Genomic DNA, 16,713 nt, shown 5'->3' with positions numbered 1-16,713 from the left:
GATTGCGCGAAAATCACTCGAGGATTTACTGAAGAACAGCTTAAGAAAAAATATATATCGGAAGTTTGAGTGTTCGAACCGCACTGCTTCGCCAGGTTGACGAGCGTTCGTTCATGAGCAGCCTGGTGCGCCGGGGGCGCATGTTTTGAACTTCAACATCTCTCGTTTCGATAGACACCTCATCACCAGCCTGCGAGAAACTCATGCAGCAACGTGATGTAGAGCTTCGGCTCTTCGACGTTGGGAAAATGCCCCGAACGCTTCATCTCGACGAATTCCACATCGGAAATCAGGCTCGCGCATTCCTGACCGTCCTGCACGGTGTTGAGCCGGTCGTAGCGCCCTGAAATGACCAGCGTATTAGCGTTGATGCGCGGCAGCATCGGCCTCAGATCGAAACCCGCCAATGCCGTTGCGGCCGAGTCCCATTCCGGGGGCGTCAATGGAAAGCGGCGCTCTTCACTGATCCACGCCGCCTGCATTGGCTCGCTCGCGTAAGGGCCAAAGGACAGCTTCAGAAGATATTCCTGCTGCTCGTCATGTGTCATGCCCTTGAACTCGTCGGCATGTTCCGCGATCAGCCGCGCCGATGACGATGTCTCGCCATGACACTTCGGCACGATGAGCACCAGGCTGTGAATGCGCGCAGGGTATCTCGCAGCGAGACCCTGCGCGACGTAACTGCCCATCGATGACCCAATGACGCGAGCGTCCGTCAATCCGAGCACATCGAGAACGCCTGCGGCGTCGTCGATATGGTCGTCGAGCGTATAGTGCGCGGGACGCGCCGATTCGCCATGACCTCGCGCGTCGATTGCGATCGTCGTGAAATACGGCTTGAACGACTCGACCTCCTTCGACCACACTCGCCCGCTCGCGCCGAGCCCGTGAAGAAACAGCAGCGGCGGCCCCTTCCCTTCTATCGCGACGCTGAGGTCGACATCGTTGACGTGCAATATTGGCATGGCTTCAGCACTCTTTCAGGAAGTGGCGGGACGTTGACAGCGATTCGATCGCGACCCCGCGAAAGTAGGACCCCACGGGTCAAAGGCTTTCCGGCGAGGGACCGACGTGCAGCTGAGGCTCCCTGAACTCTGAAATCGGTGCATGCGGGTCGATCTCGATCACCTGGCCGCCGAACACGAGCGACGGCAAACGCGATACGTGTAGCGCTTCGGCTTCTGCTACCGCATCTCGCCGCTCCGACAGATTGACGACGCGCAGCGCAAAGCGGGCCTTGTCGATCAACGTATCGATGCTCTCGACCACTGCGACGCAGATCGAGCAGCCATCGTGATATAGCGTTATGGGCGTCACTTCCTTCTCCATCAATATAGTCCGGATATCTGCGTGCTTACGGCGCACTGCAAACTGACAAGCATTCTCGGCCGGCAGCGCGATGGAGTCCATGCACGCGAGATTCGAACGCGAGCCAAAGATGGACATCGAACGGCCATCCCGGCACACGCATGCCGATACCCTATCCGATGCGCTGCGCACGCGGCGTCATTTACGGACACAACGCGTCAACAAAGCGCCATGCCGCGATCGGCATCGCATCACGGCCATACACTCGATTGCATTCAACGAATCAGGGGCAACGATGCATATCGGAATCCTCGTCCTGCCGCGTCACAGGGCGTCGGACCTTGTTGCGGCAATGGACACGCTTAGCCTGCTCGACGAGAACGCTATCAGCCGCGACCACTACCGGTTTCAGTTGATCGGGCTGGACGTCCCGCATGTGACGGGGAAAGGCGGTCTCGCCGTGATGGCCGATTCGACCATTGCAAACACCGCGCCCGATTTCGACACGCTGCTGGTCGCGGGCGGCGAATCGGACCCGTCGCCGACCGCTTCCGCGCTCGTCGAATGGATCGGCGCTGCGGGGAAAAGGGCGCGCCGCATCGGCGCAGTCGGCGAGGCGGTATCGTTGCTTGCGAGCGCGGGCCTGCTCGACGGATGCACGGTCGCACTCCACCCCGCCGCGCTTCGGCGGTTCTCGAAACGATGGCCGGCCGTCTTCGCGAGGTCCGATCAATCCTTCGTACGCGACGGCAAGCTCTTGACGGCGTTCGGCGCGGAATCCGGCGTCGAGCTTGCGCTTGAACTCGTCAGAGACGACTTCGGACAGTTCACTGCGTCGCAACTTGCTCAACGTCTCGACACGTGCTGCCGAACTCCAGTGAAACGGGCTGCACGACCCTGTCTTCGGATGGGCCAACGCGCCTGCATCCGCGAACTTCAGCACTACATCCTGTCGCACCTGTCGGCGAATCTTTGTGTGTCCCGCCTCGCCGCTCGCGCCGGGATGAGCGAGCGCCATTTCGCACGCGTGTTCGTCCGCGAAACGGGCGCCACGCCGCTCGAATTCGTGCGTACGCAGCGCGTCATGCGCGCGATGCGATTGCTCGTCCAATCCACTCACTCCATTGCGCAAATCGCCCAGTTGTGCGGCTTCAGCGGAGCGCAGACACTCAGGCGAAACATGACGGCTGTTCTCGGCACAACGCCGCTCGACCGCTGAGCGTGGCGGGTCCGGGCGAACGACAGAGCGTCTTCTGGCCGACTGGCCGTTCCATGTCCTTCGATGGCCGAAATTTGATCGCTGCGCCACTTTCGGCCACGCGGTTGATGAACCAGAATCTGTCTCAAGACATCGGGTCCTCGCCCGGTCGCGATTGAAAATATTCAGGAGGTTCATCATGTCCACGCTCTCTTCCCCTAACTCACAAGTTGTCCGAAATAGCGCTTCCATCAAGAATCTGCCAGTGAACCTGTTTGGCTCTGTCATGGGTATTGCCGGCCTCTCCCTCGCGTGGCGGATCACGAGCCACGAATTCGGCGTGAGCCCTTATATCTCTGGCGCAATCGGCACGCTCGCCGTCGCCGTTTTCCTGCTACTCGGCGGCGGATACCTCGTTAAATGGTTCAAACATCCCGGCGCAGTGGCCGGCGAGTTCCGTCACCCGATTGCAGGCAACTTTTTCGGCACGATCACGATTGCGATCCTGCTGCTGTCGTCCGTCATCGCGCCCGTCAGCCTGTTGCTTTCCGAAGTGGTCTGGACCATCGGCACCATCAGCACGGTGGCGCTCTCGTTCGTGATCGCGAGCCGTTTGCTGCAGGGCAAGATCGACGCGGGCCACGCGGTTCCGGCGTGGCTGATCCCGGGCGTGGCGACACTCGATATTGCCGTGGCCGGCGGCACGATGCCGATGCCATGGGCGCATGAAGTCAACCTGTTCGGGCTCGCCGTTGGCGCGATGATCGCGCTGCTGTTCTTCACGATGATCATGTCGCGCCTGATCCATCACGAGCCGCTGCCCGTCGGGATGGTGCCTTCGATGGTGATTCTGATCGCGCCGTTCGAAGTCGGCTTCCTTGCGTACACGAACTTCACGCAGCACGTCGATATGTTTGCGGGTCTGCTTTTCTACTTCGGTCTGTTCGTGTTCGTCACGCTGGCGTTCAAGGTGTTCCGTAAGGGCATCCCGTTTGCGGCTGGCTGGTGGGCGATCAGCTTTCCGATGGCCGCGTTGACGAGCGCGTCGCTGAAGTACTCGATGTTCGTGCAAGCCTGGCCCGTCACGGTCATCGCCATCGCTCTGCTCGCGCTTCTGACCATTGCGATCGCCGTGCTGTTCGTCCGGACGCTGCACTTCCTGTTCAACGGCCGCCTTCTCGCCGCGTAAGCAAGCGCGCTGCGGCATGAATGTCATGCCGCAGCAGGTCTCGCGTCACATCAACCTCCACGCTCCGCGATCATCGCGGGTGTGGAGGTTTCGTTTCGTCCGTGCAAAAGTGAACTTGCTGCTGCCCTTGCCCGGAAGCGAAGATCAGCGCATCGTGCAGCGCGTTCAGGAACGCTTCACCGACTTCACACGGCACGACGCACATCGCGCGGCGTTCTTCAATGCGGGACCACGCGAGTTCGACCTCGAAACAGTCGGCAACCAGTTCCACCGCTGCAGTGATGAATTGCGCGTCACAGGTAGACATGGGTAAGCGGAAGTGGATGATGCATTCAGTCGACCTTCCCGAATGCATCAGGAGCGGGATGAACGTGGATGACAAGTCGCCTCTCCCTGAATGAAACGATGGATGCGGCGGCAGCTCACAAAACGCGTGGCGCGCGTGCGGACGCCACGCATCGTGAAACGGATCAGCGGTACATGTAGCGACGCGACCAGGGAATCACGGCCGCCGGCTGCCGCGATTTCTGGCATACGATCTGGAAGATCGACACGTTGTCCACCGCGAATGCGTGCGCGCAACCCGCCAGATACACGCGCCAGATCCGGTATTTAGTTTCGCCCACCATTGCGCGGATGGCCTGCGCCCGCGCTTCGAAACGTTCGGTCCAATGCTCCAGCGTACGGACGTAGTGCCGGCGGAGGTTCTCGACGTCAAGGGGCTCCAATCCGCCCGACTGCATCGTCTTCAGCGCCAGCGAAATGTGCGGCAGTTCTCCCGCAGGGAATACATATCGGTCGATGAAGCTACCGCCGCCGTGCGGAGAATCGCCGCTCTCAGCATCGGTCGACGTAATGCCGTGATTCAACGCAATACCGTTGTCGGTCAATTACGACTGAACACGCGAGAAGTATTCGTCGAGATTGTCTCGCCCGACATGCTCGAACATGCCGACGCTCGTGATCCTGTCGAATTTTCCGGTCACGTCCCGGTAGTCCTGAAGCCGTATCTCGACGAGATCGGCGACCTGCGCTTCGCGAACCCGTTCGAGCGCGAGATCGTATTGTCGTTCGGAGAGCGTAATGCCGACGCAATGCGTTCCGAAGCGCTGCGCCGCCCTGATGACCAGCGCACCCCAGCCGCACCCGATATCGAGCAGTGTGTGCCCGCGCCTGAGCCTTATTTTCGACAGAATCAGGTCGATCTTCTTTTCTTGCGCTTCGTCGAGCGTTTCGAGACCGTATTCGAAGTAGCCGCACGAATAGACCATCTTCCCGTCGAGCCAGAAGCGGTAGAAGTCGTTGGACACGTCGTAGTGATACTGGATTGCCGCCTTGTCGTCGCTCTTCGTATGCGCGAACTTGCGCATCAGCTTGCCCGCCAGGCTCGCGCCGCCTCTTGGGGGCGCAGACAACGCGGCCAGCTTGTAAGCCACATCGACGATATCGGCCACCTTGCCGTCGATATCCATTGACTCCCTCACATAGGCCTCGCCAAGCGTATCGAGGCTCGGGTCGAGAAATGCGCCGATAGCGCCAATGTCATTGATGCGCACCGACACGAGAGGTGTATCGAACACCCCGAGGTCGTGACTGATACCGTTCCATAGAGTCAAACGCACAGGAAGATCGAGCTCGTTTCGAACGCGCTCCATCCAGACCTGGAGCTTTGCGCCCAGAACCTTGTCTAGCATGTAAGAACCTGCAAAAAGTAAGACTGAACCGCCGTGGCGGATGACAACGCCAGAACGCGAGGCCGGGCTACGAAGCGATTTTCAGACCGATCACGCCGACGACGATGCACCCGAGAAAAGCCATCCGGGCCGGCGACGCGGAATCGCCGAACAGATAGACGCCAAGAATGGCGGTACCCGCCGCGCCAATGCCCGTCCACACCGCATAAGCGCTGCCGATGGGTAAAGTCCGCACAGAAGCTGCGAGAAGCGTCATGCTGGCCAGCAGCGACAGCGCGGTGCCGAGCGTTGGCCAAAAGCGTGTGAATCCTGCGCAATACTTCAGCCCAGTGGCGAAGAGAATCTCGAAAACGCCTGCCAGGAACACACAAAACCAAGCCACCTGTTGCACCTCCTCATAAAAAAAGAACACCTGATTGCCAGATCATGGCCGTCCCATTCTGCCAACGAATGGCATCGAGGTAAGGTCTGGTGAGCCGTCAGTAACGGTCAACTTGCGATAAGGTCAGGACACGCCCCCACCGGGAACCGCATCGGGTCACGAATGAGGCGTGATGCGAAATAACAGCCACACTCGGCGCATTTCCTGCCATCGGTTCTGGTGAGGACGTTCTGGCGCATACAATGCAGATAGCTTCAACCGATCAGCGTCCGGAGTCATGATGCGAATCGCTCTCTTGGTGTTTCCCGGCGTTCAGATGCTCGACCTTGCCGGGCCAATGGACGTGTTTACCGAAGCGAACTGTCAGCTCGGCGATCCGAACGCCTACGCACTGCTGACCGTCGCCCCTAGCCTGGAAACCCTCTCCGCGTCGAATGGCATGCGGTTTCTTCCCGATGCGTCGATCGCCGACGCGCTCTGCGACATCGACACCCTGCTCGTAGCCGGAAGCCCGCGCATTAACGAGTATGAAGAGAACGGGGAATTGATTGCGTGGCTCGTCGGACAGTCGCGCTACGTGCGCCGGCTAGGCTCCGTCTGTTCGGGCGCGTTCCTGCTCGCCCGCGCGGGCCTGCTCACGGGAAGGCGCGCGACCACGCACTGGAATTCCGCGGCACGGCTCGCACAGAGCTATCCGAACGTGCGTGTCGAACCTGACCATATCTTCGTCAAGGATGGTCCTGTGTACACGTCTGCGGGCGTAACGGCTGGAATGGATCTCGCGCTCGCCCTGGTCGAAGAAGATCACGGCCGGGGCGTGGCATTGCGCGTTGCTCGTGAACTCGTGATGTTCGTCAAACGCCCTGGAGGTCAATCGCAATACAGCCTGCATCTGGCGGCGCAGGTCACCGAGCGCAGCCCGTTGCGGGACATTCAGGAATCGGTTCTCAACGATCTGTCGGCGGACCTTTCCGTAGAAGTGCTAGCCGGTCGGGCGGGAATGAGCGTCAGAAACTTTGCGCGGATGTTCAAACGCGAGACGGGCACGACGCCCGGCGATTTCGTCGAAATCGCACGCGTGCAGGCTGCCAGACGAATGCTCGAGGAAAGCGACACGCCTCTCAAGAAAGTGGCATACGTATGCGGGTTCAGTGACCAGAACAGCTTGCGCCGCGCGTTCATCCGGCGTCTCGGCGTGACACCGATCGAATATCGCCAGCGCTTTCGCGGCGAGGGTTCGTCGCTGCTGGAGACGGTGCGGCAGGCTATTGCCGCCAGTTAAGACACCGCACTCCGGCTACGGGCAGAACGAGGCACACGGGGGACGGCATATGCCGTCTCCCGATTGCTATTCGTCCTGGCTAAACGAATGCGCGACATGCGCACGGACTTCGCTCATGTTCAATGACCTCGTCGTCGAGATGACTGAAGTCAACTGCGACTCGGAATGCGCACCCGTCTGCCGATAGACGAGCACGCGCTCGCGAAGGATCATCAGCGTCGGTACAGACCGTATGCCGGCCTCCGCGGCGAGATCCCAACGTTCCTCCGTGTTGACTTTCACGAAGTCGATGTCCGGATACGCTGCGGCGGCTGTCTCGAACACACGTGCAAAATGCCGGCATGGTCCGCACCAGGGCGCCCAGAAATCGACGATCACGATCCTGTCCGGTGCGATGATCGATTCAAGCGTATCCGAATGCAGTTCAATCAATGCCATTCAAAACTCCTTTCAATTTTCAGCCGTTTCCAGATGACCGCTCGCTGTGTGACGAGGCGTCAACGGTCAGAGAAATTATGAATGGCTCGACATGAGGCCGACGGTCAAAACGGCACTCGTTCCGGCCACCGCGATCCGCCCTGCCGATGCGTGGCCGTCCAGCACGTCAACGTGTCCGGTATTGCGACCATGTCACGCTTTCAGCCCCGGTTCCGGGCGTCCAGAATGAACATGGGCATCGCAATTCCGCCTTGCCCGCCATCGCGAGTCTGAGGCTTCTCTACGCGCTGCCGAAACGCGATGGGTCACTTTGGCACCTGTTTCTGTGTGCGCCCCGATATGAACCTCTCACATGCACTTTCCCTTGTCTTCACGCTGGGCTGCCTCGTGCTGCTTCGTGCTCTGCATCGCCGGTTGCTCATTGCCGCAACCTATGGACAGCTTGTTCAGCGGGCTCTCTGCGGGCTCCGCATTCGATCAGGGACCGGAAGTCGTCGACGGTATTGATGTCTGGATGCATGGCGTGCCCACCCGTCCGTATGACATCGTCATGCGAACGACGGTCACCAACTGGCTCCCGCTACCCGGCATGCATGGCACGGCGTCGCGCATCGTCGATGCGGTTCGGCAGGCGAGTGGCGACGCCGCTATCGTCTACAACACGCACACGTACCGGGAGTCGACCAATACGAATCGACACATCTACGTGTCGACCGTCGAGCGTGCCGACATTGCTATCGTCAGATATCGATAGCTCGCGGGCGCGGGCGCGCTCGCGCTGCCCAACTTCGCGACGCTCGCGCTGGCTGGCCATCCGTGGGGCATGACGTCGGCGTTCTCGCCGTGCGGCGCGAAGCTGTTCCAGCTGGCAGGCATCGCTGCCGATAGCTGGCCTTACCGGAGTTCTCACACGGAAGCGACAGCCCTCACCGCGTCGGTTACACGCGATGTAACGAGCGTAATGGATGCGGGAATCGTGCGCCGCACGATGGCTGCGGCCGCTCTGGCGGGCCGCTACGCGCCTGTCTGGCGTGTGTGCCCATACGCTCCCCTCGCCGCAGCCGTCACGGGCGGCCTGATGCTCGGCTACGGCGCCCGGCTGGCCTACGGTTGTAACATCAGTGCGTATTTCAGCGGCATCGTGTCAGGCAGCCTGCATGGATAGCTGCGGCTCGTCGCCGCGTCTGCGGCAACGTGATCAGCCCCCGGCTGCGTCCACTATTCGGACTCGAAGCAGAGCGAATCCGCCAACCTGGGTGCCGAATGGTTACAAACCTGGCCCGAGTCTGTAACAACTTCGGCCGGAACCAGTTACAAAATCTTCCGGGTTTGTAACTACGTTTCGTTACATCTCGGGTTATCCCTGACCATCCAACCGGCGGCGTATTTTTTACCTGCCGGTTTTTGTTTTTCTTTCTCCCGGCTTTCTGAACTCATATGATTTTCGCATAAGCGGCGGCCGCTCCGAAAATCGGAAACTATTGCTTTGATCCTTATACGACAAGGGTTTGCCCGAACCCCGTTGCAAACGTTTTCCGCTTGGCAATGCATTATGACGATGACATGAAAGAGTTACCGAAAACTGTGTTGTTTTCGCGTATCTTTTTTTTGAGAAAGGTATTGATTTCTGGAAATCCTGTTCATACAATTCCGCCCAAGCTGTTACGAAATGTAACGTCTTGTATCAAAGGTTAGCCGGATGTATCTGTGCACCAACTTGACGCCGGAAATCCTCAGTGTCCGGCGGGGCATAAGACCAAAACGGCAGAAAATGCCGACATAAGTAATTCGGGGCTTCGGAAACAGAGAAAATGGACCGTAGCAGCGAGACGCTGGATTCTATCCGCGAGATCAATTTGTCTTACATCATGCTCGCACAACGCATGTTGCGCGAGGACAAGGCAGTCGGCATGTTCCGTCTGGGCTTGTCGTCGGAGCTGGCTGATCTTCTTGCCGGGCTGTCGCTCGCGCAGATCGTCAAGCTGGCCAGCTCCGATCAGCTTTTGTGTTTTTTCCGCTTCAACGACCACACGATGCTGTCGGCGTTGACGCACACGTCCCGGCACACAGAAGTGGCATCGACGCACGCCGCGATCCTGCTGGCTGGACAGCCTGCAGAGCAGTTCGCTTAAACCTCAGAGGACTGCCATGCTGAAAAAGAGCCTTACCGAAGACGCGCAGGAAGTGTTTCGCGCGATCGCGCTGATTGAACTGGGCGCGCGCATGCAGGTGCTCGAAAGCGAGCTGACGCTGTCGCGCGACCGTATGATCCGCCTGTACCGCGAGGTCAAGGGCGTATCGCCGCCCAAGGGCATGCTGCCGTTCTCGGCGGACTGGTATATGACGTGGCTGGCGAACATCCACGCTTCGCTGTTCTACAACACGTACCTGTTCCTGAAGAACGAAGCGCGCTGCTCGCATCTCGACGCGCTGACCAAGGGTTATCGTCTGTATCTGGAACATTGCCGTCATAGCGAGACCGAGCCGGTGCTCGATCTGACGCGTGCATGGACGCTCGTGCGGTTCTTCGATGCCGACATCCTGCAACTGACGCCCTGCTGCCGTTGCAGCGGCAAGTTCGTCGCGCACAAGCACGATCTGCAGCACAACGTCGTGTGCGGCGCCTGCCAGCCGCCGTCGCGCGCCGGCAAGACGAAGAAGGCCGCCGCAGCGAAGCGCGAGGCGCAGAAGGAAATCGCACCGCTGCCGCACGTCGCGGAAGAAGTCGAGGTGCTCGAAGAACTGATCGAGGAAACTGCGCTGGCGGCCTAGCGCCGCACACTGCTTGGTCCATCCGAAGCAAAGAATTACTTATGAAGCCGGTCTCGCGAGACCGGCTTTTTTTCGTCCCCGTTTTTTGTGGCGGCTTTCGGCTTCAGCCGGCGAGCCCGCACGTCTGCACGACGAGCCAGATGTTCGCCGCGCTGATCAGGACGAAGAGCGCCCACGCGAGGATGCGCGTCGGCAGCCGGTTCGCGAATTCGCCCATCAGCGCGCGGTCCCCCGTCATGCGAATCAGCGGATAGAGCGCGAACGGCAATTGCAGGCTCAGCACCACCTGGCTCGCGACGAGCAGTTTGCCGACGGCGCCGTTGCCGAGCATCTGCACGCCGACGAGCGCGGGAATCAGTGCAAGGGCGCGCGTGATGAAGCGCCGCTGGTAGCACGGAATCTTCAGCTGCAGAAAGCCTTCCATGATGACCTGCCCGGCGACCGTGCCCGTGAACGTCGAGCTTTGCCCCGACGCAAGCAGCGTGATCGCGAACAGCACGGCCGCGAAACCCGTGCCGACGATGGGCGCAAGCAGCCGGTAGGCATCCTCGATTTCGGTGACTTCGGTGTGGCCCGTCGAATGGAACGCAGCCGCCGCGAGAATCAGGATCGCCGCGTTGATCAGCAGCGCGAGAAACAGCGCGACGACGGTATCGATGCGCGACAGCGAGATCGCCCCCGCAATGCCCTGATGATCGCGCTTGACGGCGCGCGTCTGCACGACGGACGAATGCAGATAGAGGTTATGCGGCATCACCGTCGCACCGAGAATGCCGATCGCCAGATACAACGGCTCGCGTTCGCTGATGGCCTGCCACGACGGCACGAGCCCCGCCGCGACGGACGGCCAGTGCGGATGCACGAGCGCCAGCTGGATTACGTAGCCGATGCCGATGGTCGCGATCAGGCCGAGCATGATCGCTTCGAGATCGCGGAAGTTCTTGCCCTTCAGGCCGAGCACGATCAGCGTATCGAAGGCGGTCAGGAGCACGCCAACTGTCAGCGAGCATTTGAAGAGCAGATGAAACGCGAGCGCGCCGCCCAGCACTTCGGCGAGATCGCAGGCGACGATCGACAGTTCGGCCAGCAGCCACTGAATCCGCGCGACGCCCGGCGAATAACGCGTGCGCGACAGCTCCGCGAGATTGCGGCCCGTGACGATGCCAAGACGCATGCTCAGACACTGCAGCACCATCGCCGCGAGGCTCGACAGCACGACGACGAACAGCAGGTTATAGCCGTAGCGCGAACCCGCTTCGATATCGGTGGCCCAGTTGCCCGGGTCCATATAACCGATCGACACCAGCAGGCCGGGACCTGCGAACTGAAGGATTTTTTTCCAGAATGGCGCGGACTGCGAGACGGTGACGGAGCCCTGCACCTCGGATGGGCAGAACGGCGCGGTTGCTGTAGTAGGAAGTTTGAACTGCAAAGCCGGTAACCTCGAGGTGAATGAACTCGCGGCACGCGCCGAAGGCCGTGCCGCGAAAACGCCCTCAAGTGTACAAAGAAACTTCCGGCACCGTCCCGTAAGGGCGTAGCGCCCGACGTCGCGCACGCGATAGTCGAGCGGTTCGTGCAGCGTGACCGCGACGCTTGCGCGTGTGGCCGGCACGACGCAAATAAAAAGCGGACCGCAAGGGTCCGCTTCTTCCAGCGCGCAATCAAACCGCACTCAACGCTTCGCCACCTGCTGCTGCGCCTGCGCGTCCGCGTTGCCGACATCCGTCTTCGGATCGCCCCATCCGCCGCCGAGCGCCCGAATCAGGTTGACGGTCGCCACGGCCTGCGTGCCCGCGAGATGGCTCAATTGCAGCTGCGATTGCAGCACCTGACGCTGCGCATCGATCACGTCGAGATAGGCGACCTGACCTTCCTGATACTGCGTCTGCGACAGATGCTCGGCGCGCTGCGACGCGTTGACGGCATCGCTCTGCTCGCGCGTCTGATCGGTGAGCAGTCGCAGATCCGACAGGTTGTCCTCGACATCGCGGAACGCAACGAGCACCTGCTGACGATACTGTGCAACGTCCTCGTCATACTTCGCACGCGCATTCGCGAGGTTGGCCTTGCGCCGCCCGCCGTCGAAGATCGGCACCGTCAGCGCCGTGCCCGCGAACGGCCCGAGCAGGAACGCGCGGCTCGACCACTGGAACAGATCGCCGAGCGTCGCCGATTCGAACCCGAACGCGCCCGTGATATCGAGCTTCGGAAAGAACGCCGATTTCGCCAGACCGACACGCGCATTCGCCGCCGCCATCCCGCGCTCCGCCGCGGCGATATCCGGACGTCGTTCCAGCAGCGCAGACGGCAAGCCAGCCGGCACACGCACCGTCACCGGCGCGAGCGGCGTCTCGGGGAACGCGAAGTCCGCGGGCGGCTTGCCAAGCAGGATCGCGAGGCTGTGCTCGGACGCCGCACGCTGACGCGCAACACCGACGGCATCGGCGCGCGCCGTCGCCAGTTCGTTGCGGGCGCGCGAAACATCCAGTTCGTTGATATCGCCTTCATTGAAGCGGCGCTCGACGAGCTTCAACGCATCTTCACGCAACGTCACCGTCTGACGATACAGGCTCAATTGCGTATCGAACTCGCGCAACTGGAAGTAGTTCTGTGCAACGTCCGCCTGCAACGCAAGCTGCACCGAGCGGAACAACGCTTCGCTCTGCGCCTGGTCGGCACGCGCGGCGTTCACGTTCGAACTCACGCGGCCGAACAGATCCACCTCATAAGCGGCAGTTGCCTGCGCGCGCCAGAGCGTCTGCGTCGGCACGTGCGCGTTGTTGGGCAGGTTCTGCGAAGCGGGCGACAGGCGCTCACGCGTCGGACCGAAGCCTGCGTCGATCGACGGGAACCAGTCGGCACGCGCCGCTTGTGTCAGCGCCCGCGACTGCTGCACGCGCGCGGCGGCGGCCTTCAGATCCTGATTCGCATCGGCGGCCTGCTTTTCCAGGTCATTCAGCGTCGTATCGTTGAATACAGTCCACCATTCGCCGCGATGCGCGTCCTCGGCGGGTTCGGCCGTCTTCCACGTGCCCGCTTCGCTCGCGGGCAGAGGCGCGGCCGCTGCGTCCGTCGTGGCCGTCACGGGCGCTTCCTTGAAGGCAGCGGGCGTCGGCGCATCGGGACGGTTGTACGTCGGCTCGACCGAGCACGCCGCGAGCAGCAGCATCAGCAAGCCGCTCGCCGCTGCACGCCCCATGTTCTCAAACTTCGTCATTTTTTTCTTCTCCATCATGCATCCGTCGTATGCGCGACGAGATGCGGCGAGTCCTTCTGCGCGACGTGAATCTTGCCGCCCGCCAGCGTGCGCAGCACCACGTAGAACACCGGCGTCAGCATCAGGCCGAACAGCGTCACGCCCAACATACCGAAGAACACGGCGACACCCATCGCGTGGCGCATTTCCGAGCCCGCCCCGCTCGACGTCACCAGCGGCACCACGCCCATGATGAACGCGATCGACGTCATCAGAATCGGCCGCAGGCGCATCCGGCTCGCCTCGATGGCGGCCTGCAACGGCGTGCGTCCGTCGTGCTCCAGTTCACGCGCAAACTCGACGATCAGAATCGCATTCTTCGACGCCAGCCCCACCAGCACCATCAGGCCGATCTGCGTGAAGATGTTGTTGTCGCCCTGTGTGAGCCACACGCCTGTCAGCGCCGACAGCACGCTCATGGGCACGATCAGGATGACCGCGAGCGGCAGCGTCAGGCTCTCGTACAGCGCAGCGAGCACCAGGAACACGAGCAGCACGCTGATCGGGAACACCCACAGCCCCGCGTTGCCCGCGAGAATCTGCTGGTACGTGAGGTCGGTCCATTCGAACTTCACGCCCTTCGGCAACACTTCGGCCGCGATGCGCTCGGCTGCGTTCTGCGCTTCACCCGACGAGAAACCGGGCGCCGGACCGCCGTTGATGTCGGCTGCCGTGAAGCCGTTGTAGCGCACCACCATTTCCGGGCCATAAGTCGGCGTCACCGTCACCAGCGACGACAACGGCACCATGTCGCCATTCACGTTGCGCGTCTTCAGTTGCAGGATGTCGTCGGCCTGTTGACGGAACGGCGCATCCGCCTGCACGCGCACCTGGTACACGCGGCCGAACCGGTTGAAGTCGTTCACGTACAGCGAGCCGAGATACACCTGCATCGTGTTGAACACGTCCGTCACGGGCACGCCCAGCTGCTTTGCCTTCACGCGATCGAGATCGACGTTCAGCTGCGGCACGTTGATCTGATAGCTCGAGAACGTCGGGCCCAGTTCGGGCGTCGTTGCAGCCTTCTTGATGAACGCTTCCGTCGCCTTGTTGAGTTCCGCGTAACCGAGCGAGCCGTGGTCCTCCAGCTGCATCTTGAAGCCGCCCAGCGTACCGAGACCGAGCACGGGCGGCGGCGGGAACACGGCGACGAACGAGTCCTTGATCGCGCCGTACTTCTGGTTCAGCGCGCCCGCGATCGCACCCGCCGACAGCGCCTTCCCCTTGCGGTCGTGGAACGGCTTGAGCGCGACGAACACGATGCCCGCGCTCGAACTGTTCGTGAAGCCGTTCACCGACAGACCCGGGAACGCCACTGCGTTTTCCACGCCCGGCTGCTTCAGCGCGATCGCGCTCATCTCGCGAATCACCTTCTCGGTGCGGTCAAGCGATGCGCCGTTGGGCAACTGCGCGAACGCAATCAGATACTCCTTGTCCTGCGCCGGCACGAAACCGCCCGGCACGACACGCGACACGAGCACCGTGAGGCCCAGCAGCACCGCATACACGACCAGCATCGCGCCCTTGCGTTTGAGCACGCCGTTCACGCCGCGTCCGTAGCTATCCGAGCCACGATGGAAGACCTTGTTGAACCCCGCGAAGAAGCGGCCCAGCACGCGGTTCATCAGACGCGTCAGCCAGTCTTCCTTCGCACCGTGACCGCGCAGCAGCATCGCCGACAAGGCGGGCGACAGCGTCAGCGAGTTGAACGCCGAGATCACCGTCGAGATCGCGATGGTCATCGCGAACTGCTTGTAGAACTGGCCCGTCAGACCCGACATGAACGCAAGCGGCACGAACACGGCAACGAGCGTGAGCGCAATCGCAATGATCGGCCCGCTCACTTCCTGCATCGCCTTGTAGGTCGCATCTCTCGCGCTCAAGCCGCTTTCGATGTTCCGTTCGACGTTTTCCACCACCACGATCGCGTCGTCGACCACGATACCGATCGCAAGCACCATCCCGAACAGCGACAGCGCATTGATCGAGAAACCGAACGCAAGCAGCAGCGAGAACGTACCGACAATCGACACGGGCACGGCAATCAGCGGAATGATCGACGCGCGCCACGTTTGCAGGAACACGATCACCACGATCACGACGAGCGCAATCGCCTCGAGCAACGTGTGCACGACGGCCTCGATAGACGAACGCACGAACTGCGTCGGGTCATAGACGATCCGGTACTCGACACCCGCCGGGAAATCCGCGCTCAGTTCCTTCATCGTCGCGCGGACTTCGTCGGAGATCTGCAGCGAGTTTGCACCCGGCGACTGGTTGATCGCCATTGCAACGGCCGGCTTGTTGTCGAGCAGCGAGCGCAGGCCGTATTCCGAAGCCGCGAGTTCGATGCGCGCGATATCGCGCAGATACGTGACGGCACCATCGGGGGCCGTCTTCACGACGATGTCGCCGAATTCGCTTTCCGTCTTCAGACGGCCGCGCGCATTCACGGACAACTGCAACGCCGTGCCCGGCACGGAAGGCGATGCGCCGATCACGCCCGCCGCGACCTGAATGTTCTGCTCGCGAATCGCGCTGACGACTTCCATCGCAGTCAGATTGCGTTGCGCGACCTTCTGCGGATCGAGCCACACGCGCATCGAGTAATCGCCCGCGCCCCACAGCTGCACCTGCCCGACGCCCTTGATCCGCTCCAGGCGGTCCTTCACGTTGAGCAGAGCGTAGTTGCGCAGATACGTCATGTCATAGCGGTCGTTCGGCGAGATCAGGTGCACGACCATCGTCAGCGTCGGCGAGCTCTTGATCGTCGTCACGCCGAGCCGCTGCACGTCTTCGGGCAGACGCGGCAGCGCCTGGTTCACGCGGTTCTGCACGAGCTGCGTCGCGAGGTCGGGGTTGGTGCCGAGCTTGAACGTGACCGTCAGCGTGAGATTGCCGTCGCTATTCGCCTGCGACTGCATGTACAGCATGTTCTCGACGCCGTTGATCTGCTCTTCGAGCGGCGACGCCACCGCTTCGGCGATCACCTTCGGGTTTGCGCCCGGATACTGCGCATGCACCACCACGGAAGGCGGCACCACTTCCGGATACTCGGAGATCGGCAACTGAAACACGGCAATCAGGCCGCCGAGCAGAATCAGGACCGATAGCACGCCAGCAAAAATCGGCCGGTCGATGAAGAATTTGGATATGTTCATGTGAAGCTCTTGATGTTGGAGCGCTTACGT

General features: G+C 61.3%; 14 protein-coding genes and 2 pseudogenes. 7 read left to right on the top strand and 9 right to left on the bottom strand.

What is annotated here, in order from left to right:
- Window positions 1-182: 182 nt before the first annotated feature.
- Entirely contained in the window at window positions 183-965 is a 783-nt protein-coding gene (locus tag FRZ40_RS26120; RefSeq protein ID WP_147236057.1) for an alpha/beta fold hydrolase, read from the bottom strand.
- Between the two features lie 79 nt (window positions 966-1,044).
- Window positions 1,045-1,410 (bottom strand): hypothetical protein, encoded by a 366-nt coding sequence (locus FRZ40_RS26115; protein ID WP_147236056.1) that lies wholly within the window; start codon window positions 1,408-1,410, stop codon window positions 1,045-1,047.
- A 193-nt stretch (window positions 1,411-1,603) separates the two neighbouring features.
- Between FRZ40_RS26115 and FRZ40_RS26110 the strand changes: the two genes are divergently transcribed.
- Both FRZ40_RS26110 and FRZ40_RS26105 read left to right on the top strand, forming a co-directional pair.
- A complete protein-coding gene (locus tag FRZ40_RS26110; protein ID WP_158647033.1) occupies window positions 1,604-2,527 on the top strand; it encodes a GlxA family transcriptional regulator in 924 nt (307 codons plus the stop codon).
- 178 nt (window positions 2,528-2,705) lie between these two features.
- Window positions 2,706-3,695: an SLAC1 anion channel family protein gene (locus tag FRZ40_RS26105; RefSeq protein WP_147236054.1), complete on the top strand. Its 990-nt coding sequence runs from the start codon at window positions 2,706-2,708 to the stop codon at window positions 3,693-3,695.
- Between the two features lie 70 nt (window positions 3,696-3,765).
- On the opposite strand, the gene FRZ40_RS26100 is transcribed toward FRZ40_RS26105, so the two are convergent.
- The 3 genes and pseudogenes from FRZ40_RS26100 to FRZ40_RS26090 form a co-directional block, all read right to left on the bottom strand.
- Window positions 3,766-4,077 carry a hypothetical protein gene (locus FRZ40_RS26100; protein ID WP_147236053.1) on the bottom strand — a complete coding sequence of 104 codons (312 nt, stop codon included), beginning with the start codon at window positions 4,075-4,077 and terminating at the stop codon, window positions 3,766-3,768.
- Window positions 4,078-4,165: 88 nt separating this feature from the next.
- Window positions 4,166-5,389: pseudogene (locus FRZ40_RS26095) on the bottom strand (class I SAM-dependent methyltransferase).
- Between the two features lie 67 nt (window positions 5,390-5,456).
- On the bottom strand, window positions 5,457-5,801 hold the full coding sequence (locus FRZ40_RS26090; protein ID WP_338048164.1) for a DMT family transporter: 345 nt from the start codon (window positions 5,799-5,801) through the stop codon (window positions 5,457-5,459).
- Window positions 5,802-6,051: 250 nt separating this feature from the next.
- Here FRZ40_RS26090 and FRZ40_RS26085 point away from each other — a divergent pair, with 250 nt between their 5' ends.
- On the top strand, window positions 6,052-7,053 hold the full coding sequence (locus FRZ40_RS26085; protein WP_147236793.1) for a GlxA family transcriptional regulator: 1,002 nt from the start codon (window positions 6,052-6,054) through the stop codon (window positions 7,051-7,053).
- 66 nt (window positions 7,054-7,119) lie between these two features.
- On the opposite strand, the gene FRZ40_RS26080 is transcribed toward FRZ40_RS26085, so the two are convergent.
- Window positions 7,120-7,491: a thioredoxin family protein gene (locus tag FRZ40_RS26080; protein ID WP_028367985.1), complete on the bottom strand. Its 372-nt coding sequence runs from the start codon at window positions 7,489-7,491 to the stop codon at window positions 7,120-7,122.
- Window positions 7,492-7,924: 433 nt separating this feature from the next.
- Between FRZ40_RS26080 and FRZ40_RS26075 the strand changes: the two genes are divergently transcribed.
- The 4 genes and pseudogenes from FRZ40_RS26075 to flhC all read left to right on the top strand — a co-directional run bounded on the left by FRZ40_RS26075 (window position 7,925) and on the right by flhC (window position 10,263).
- Window positions 7,925-8,245, top strand: a complete 321-nt coding sequence (locus FRZ40_RS26075; RefSeq protein WP_028367984.1) for a hypothetical protein — start codon at window positions 7,925-7,927, stop codon at window positions 8,243-8,245.
- A pseudogene (locus tag FRZ40_RS26070) lies at window positions 8,246-8,751 on the top strand (YeeE/YedE thiosulfate transporter family protein); the annotation flags it as partial.
- Between the two features lie 551 nt (window positions 8,752-9,302).
- Window positions 9,303-9,623, top strand: coding sequence for a flagellar transcriptional regulator FlhD (flhD, locus tag FRZ40_RS26065; protein WP_028367982.1), 321 nt, complete (start codon window positions 9,303-9,305; stop codon window positions 9,621-9,623).
- A gap of 16 nt (window positions 9,624-9,639) precedes the next feature.
- Window positions 9,640-10,263 (top strand): flagellar transcriptional regulator FlhC, encoded by a 624-nt coding sequence (flhC, locus tag FRZ40_RS26060; RefSeq protein ID WP_028367981.1) that lies wholly within the window; start codon window positions 9,640-9,642, stop codon window positions 10,261-10,263.
- A 103-nt stretch (window positions 10,264-10,366) separates the two neighbouring features.
- On the opposite strand, the gene FRZ40_RS26055 is transcribed toward flhC, so the two are convergent.
- From FRZ40_RS26055 to FRZ40_RS26045, 3 genes are all read right to left on the bottom strand, one after another.
- Complete coding sequence (locus FRZ40_RS26055) at window positions 10,367-11,695, bottom strand: Nramp family divalent metal transporter (RefSeq protein ID WP_147236052.1); 1,329 nt, start codon at window positions 11,693-11,695, stop codon at window positions 10,367-10,369.
- A gap of 243 nt (window positions 11,696-11,938) precedes the next feature.
- Window positions 11,939-13,483 carry an efflux transporter outer membrane subunit gene (locus FRZ40_RS26050; RefSeq protein WP_147236051.1) on the bottom strand — a complete coding sequence of 515 codons (1,545 nt, stop codon included), beginning with the start codon at window positions 13,481-13,483 and terminating at the stop codon, window positions 11,939-11,941.
- Window positions 13,484-13,497: 14 nt separating this feature from the next.
- Window positions 13,498-16,683 carry an efflux RND transporter permease subunit gene (locus tag FRZ40_RS26045; RefSeq protein WP_028367978.1) on the bottom strand — a complete coding sequence of 1,062 codons (3,186 nt, stop codon included), beginning with the start codon at window positions 16,681-16,683 and terminating at the stop codon, window positions 13,498-13,500.
- Window positions 16,684-16,713: the final 30 nt, after the last annotated feature.

Origin of the sequence: Paraburkholderia azotifigens, from assembly GCF_007995085.1 — a bacterium.
GTDB lineage: Bacteria > Pseudomonadota > Gammaproteobacteria > Burkholderiales > Burkholderiaceae > Paraburkholderia > Paraburkholderia azotifigens.
Note: the sequence above shows the minus strand (reverse complement) of the source record. Positions and strands in the feature narration are given on the sequence as shown.

Coding starts and splice junctions, on each gene's coding strand:
- FRZ40_RS26075 (WP_028367984.1), top strand. CDS start 7,925: ATGGACAGCTTGTTCAGCGGGCTCTCTGCGGGCTCCGCATTCGATCAG.
- FRZ40_RS26105 (WP_147236054.1), top strand. CDS start 2,706: ATGTCCACGCTCTCTTCCCCTAACTCACAAGTTGTCCGAAATAGCGCT.
- FRZ40_RS26050 (WP_147236051.1), bottom strand. CDS start 13,483: ATGACGAAGTTTGAGAACATGGGGCGTGCAGCGGCGAGCGGCTTGCTG.
- flhD (WP_028367982.1), top strand. CDS start 9,303: ATGGACCGTAGCAGCGAGACGCTGGATTCTATCCGCGAGATCAATTTG.
- FRZ40_RS26115 (WP_147236056.1), bottom strand. CDS start 1,410: ATGGACTCCATCGCGCTGCCGGCCGAGAATGCTTGTCAGTTTGCAGTG.
- FRZ40_RS26045 (WP_028367978.1), bottom strand. CDS start 16,683: ATGAACATATCCAAATTCTTCATCGACCGGCCGATTTTTGCTGGCGTG.
- flhC (WP_028367981.1), top strand. CDS start 9,640: ATGCTGAAAAAGAGCCTTACCGAAGACGCGCAGGAAGTGTTTCGCGCG.
- FRZ40_RS26085 (WP_147236793.1), top strand. CDS start 6,052: ATGCGAATCGCTCTCTTGGTGTTTCCCGGCGTTCAGATGCTCGACCTT.
- FRZ40_RS26120 (WP_147236057.1), bottom strand. CDS start 965: ATGCCAATATTGCACGTCAACGATGTCGACCTCAGCGTCGCGATAGAA.
- FRZ40_RS26080 (WP_028367985.1), bottom strand. CDS start 7,491: ATGGCATTGATTGAACTGCATTCGGATACGCTTGAATCGATCATCGCA.
- FRZ40_RS26110 (WP_158647033.1), top strand. CDS start 1,604: ATGCATATCGGAATCCTCGTCCTGCCGCGTCACAGGGCGTCGGACCTT.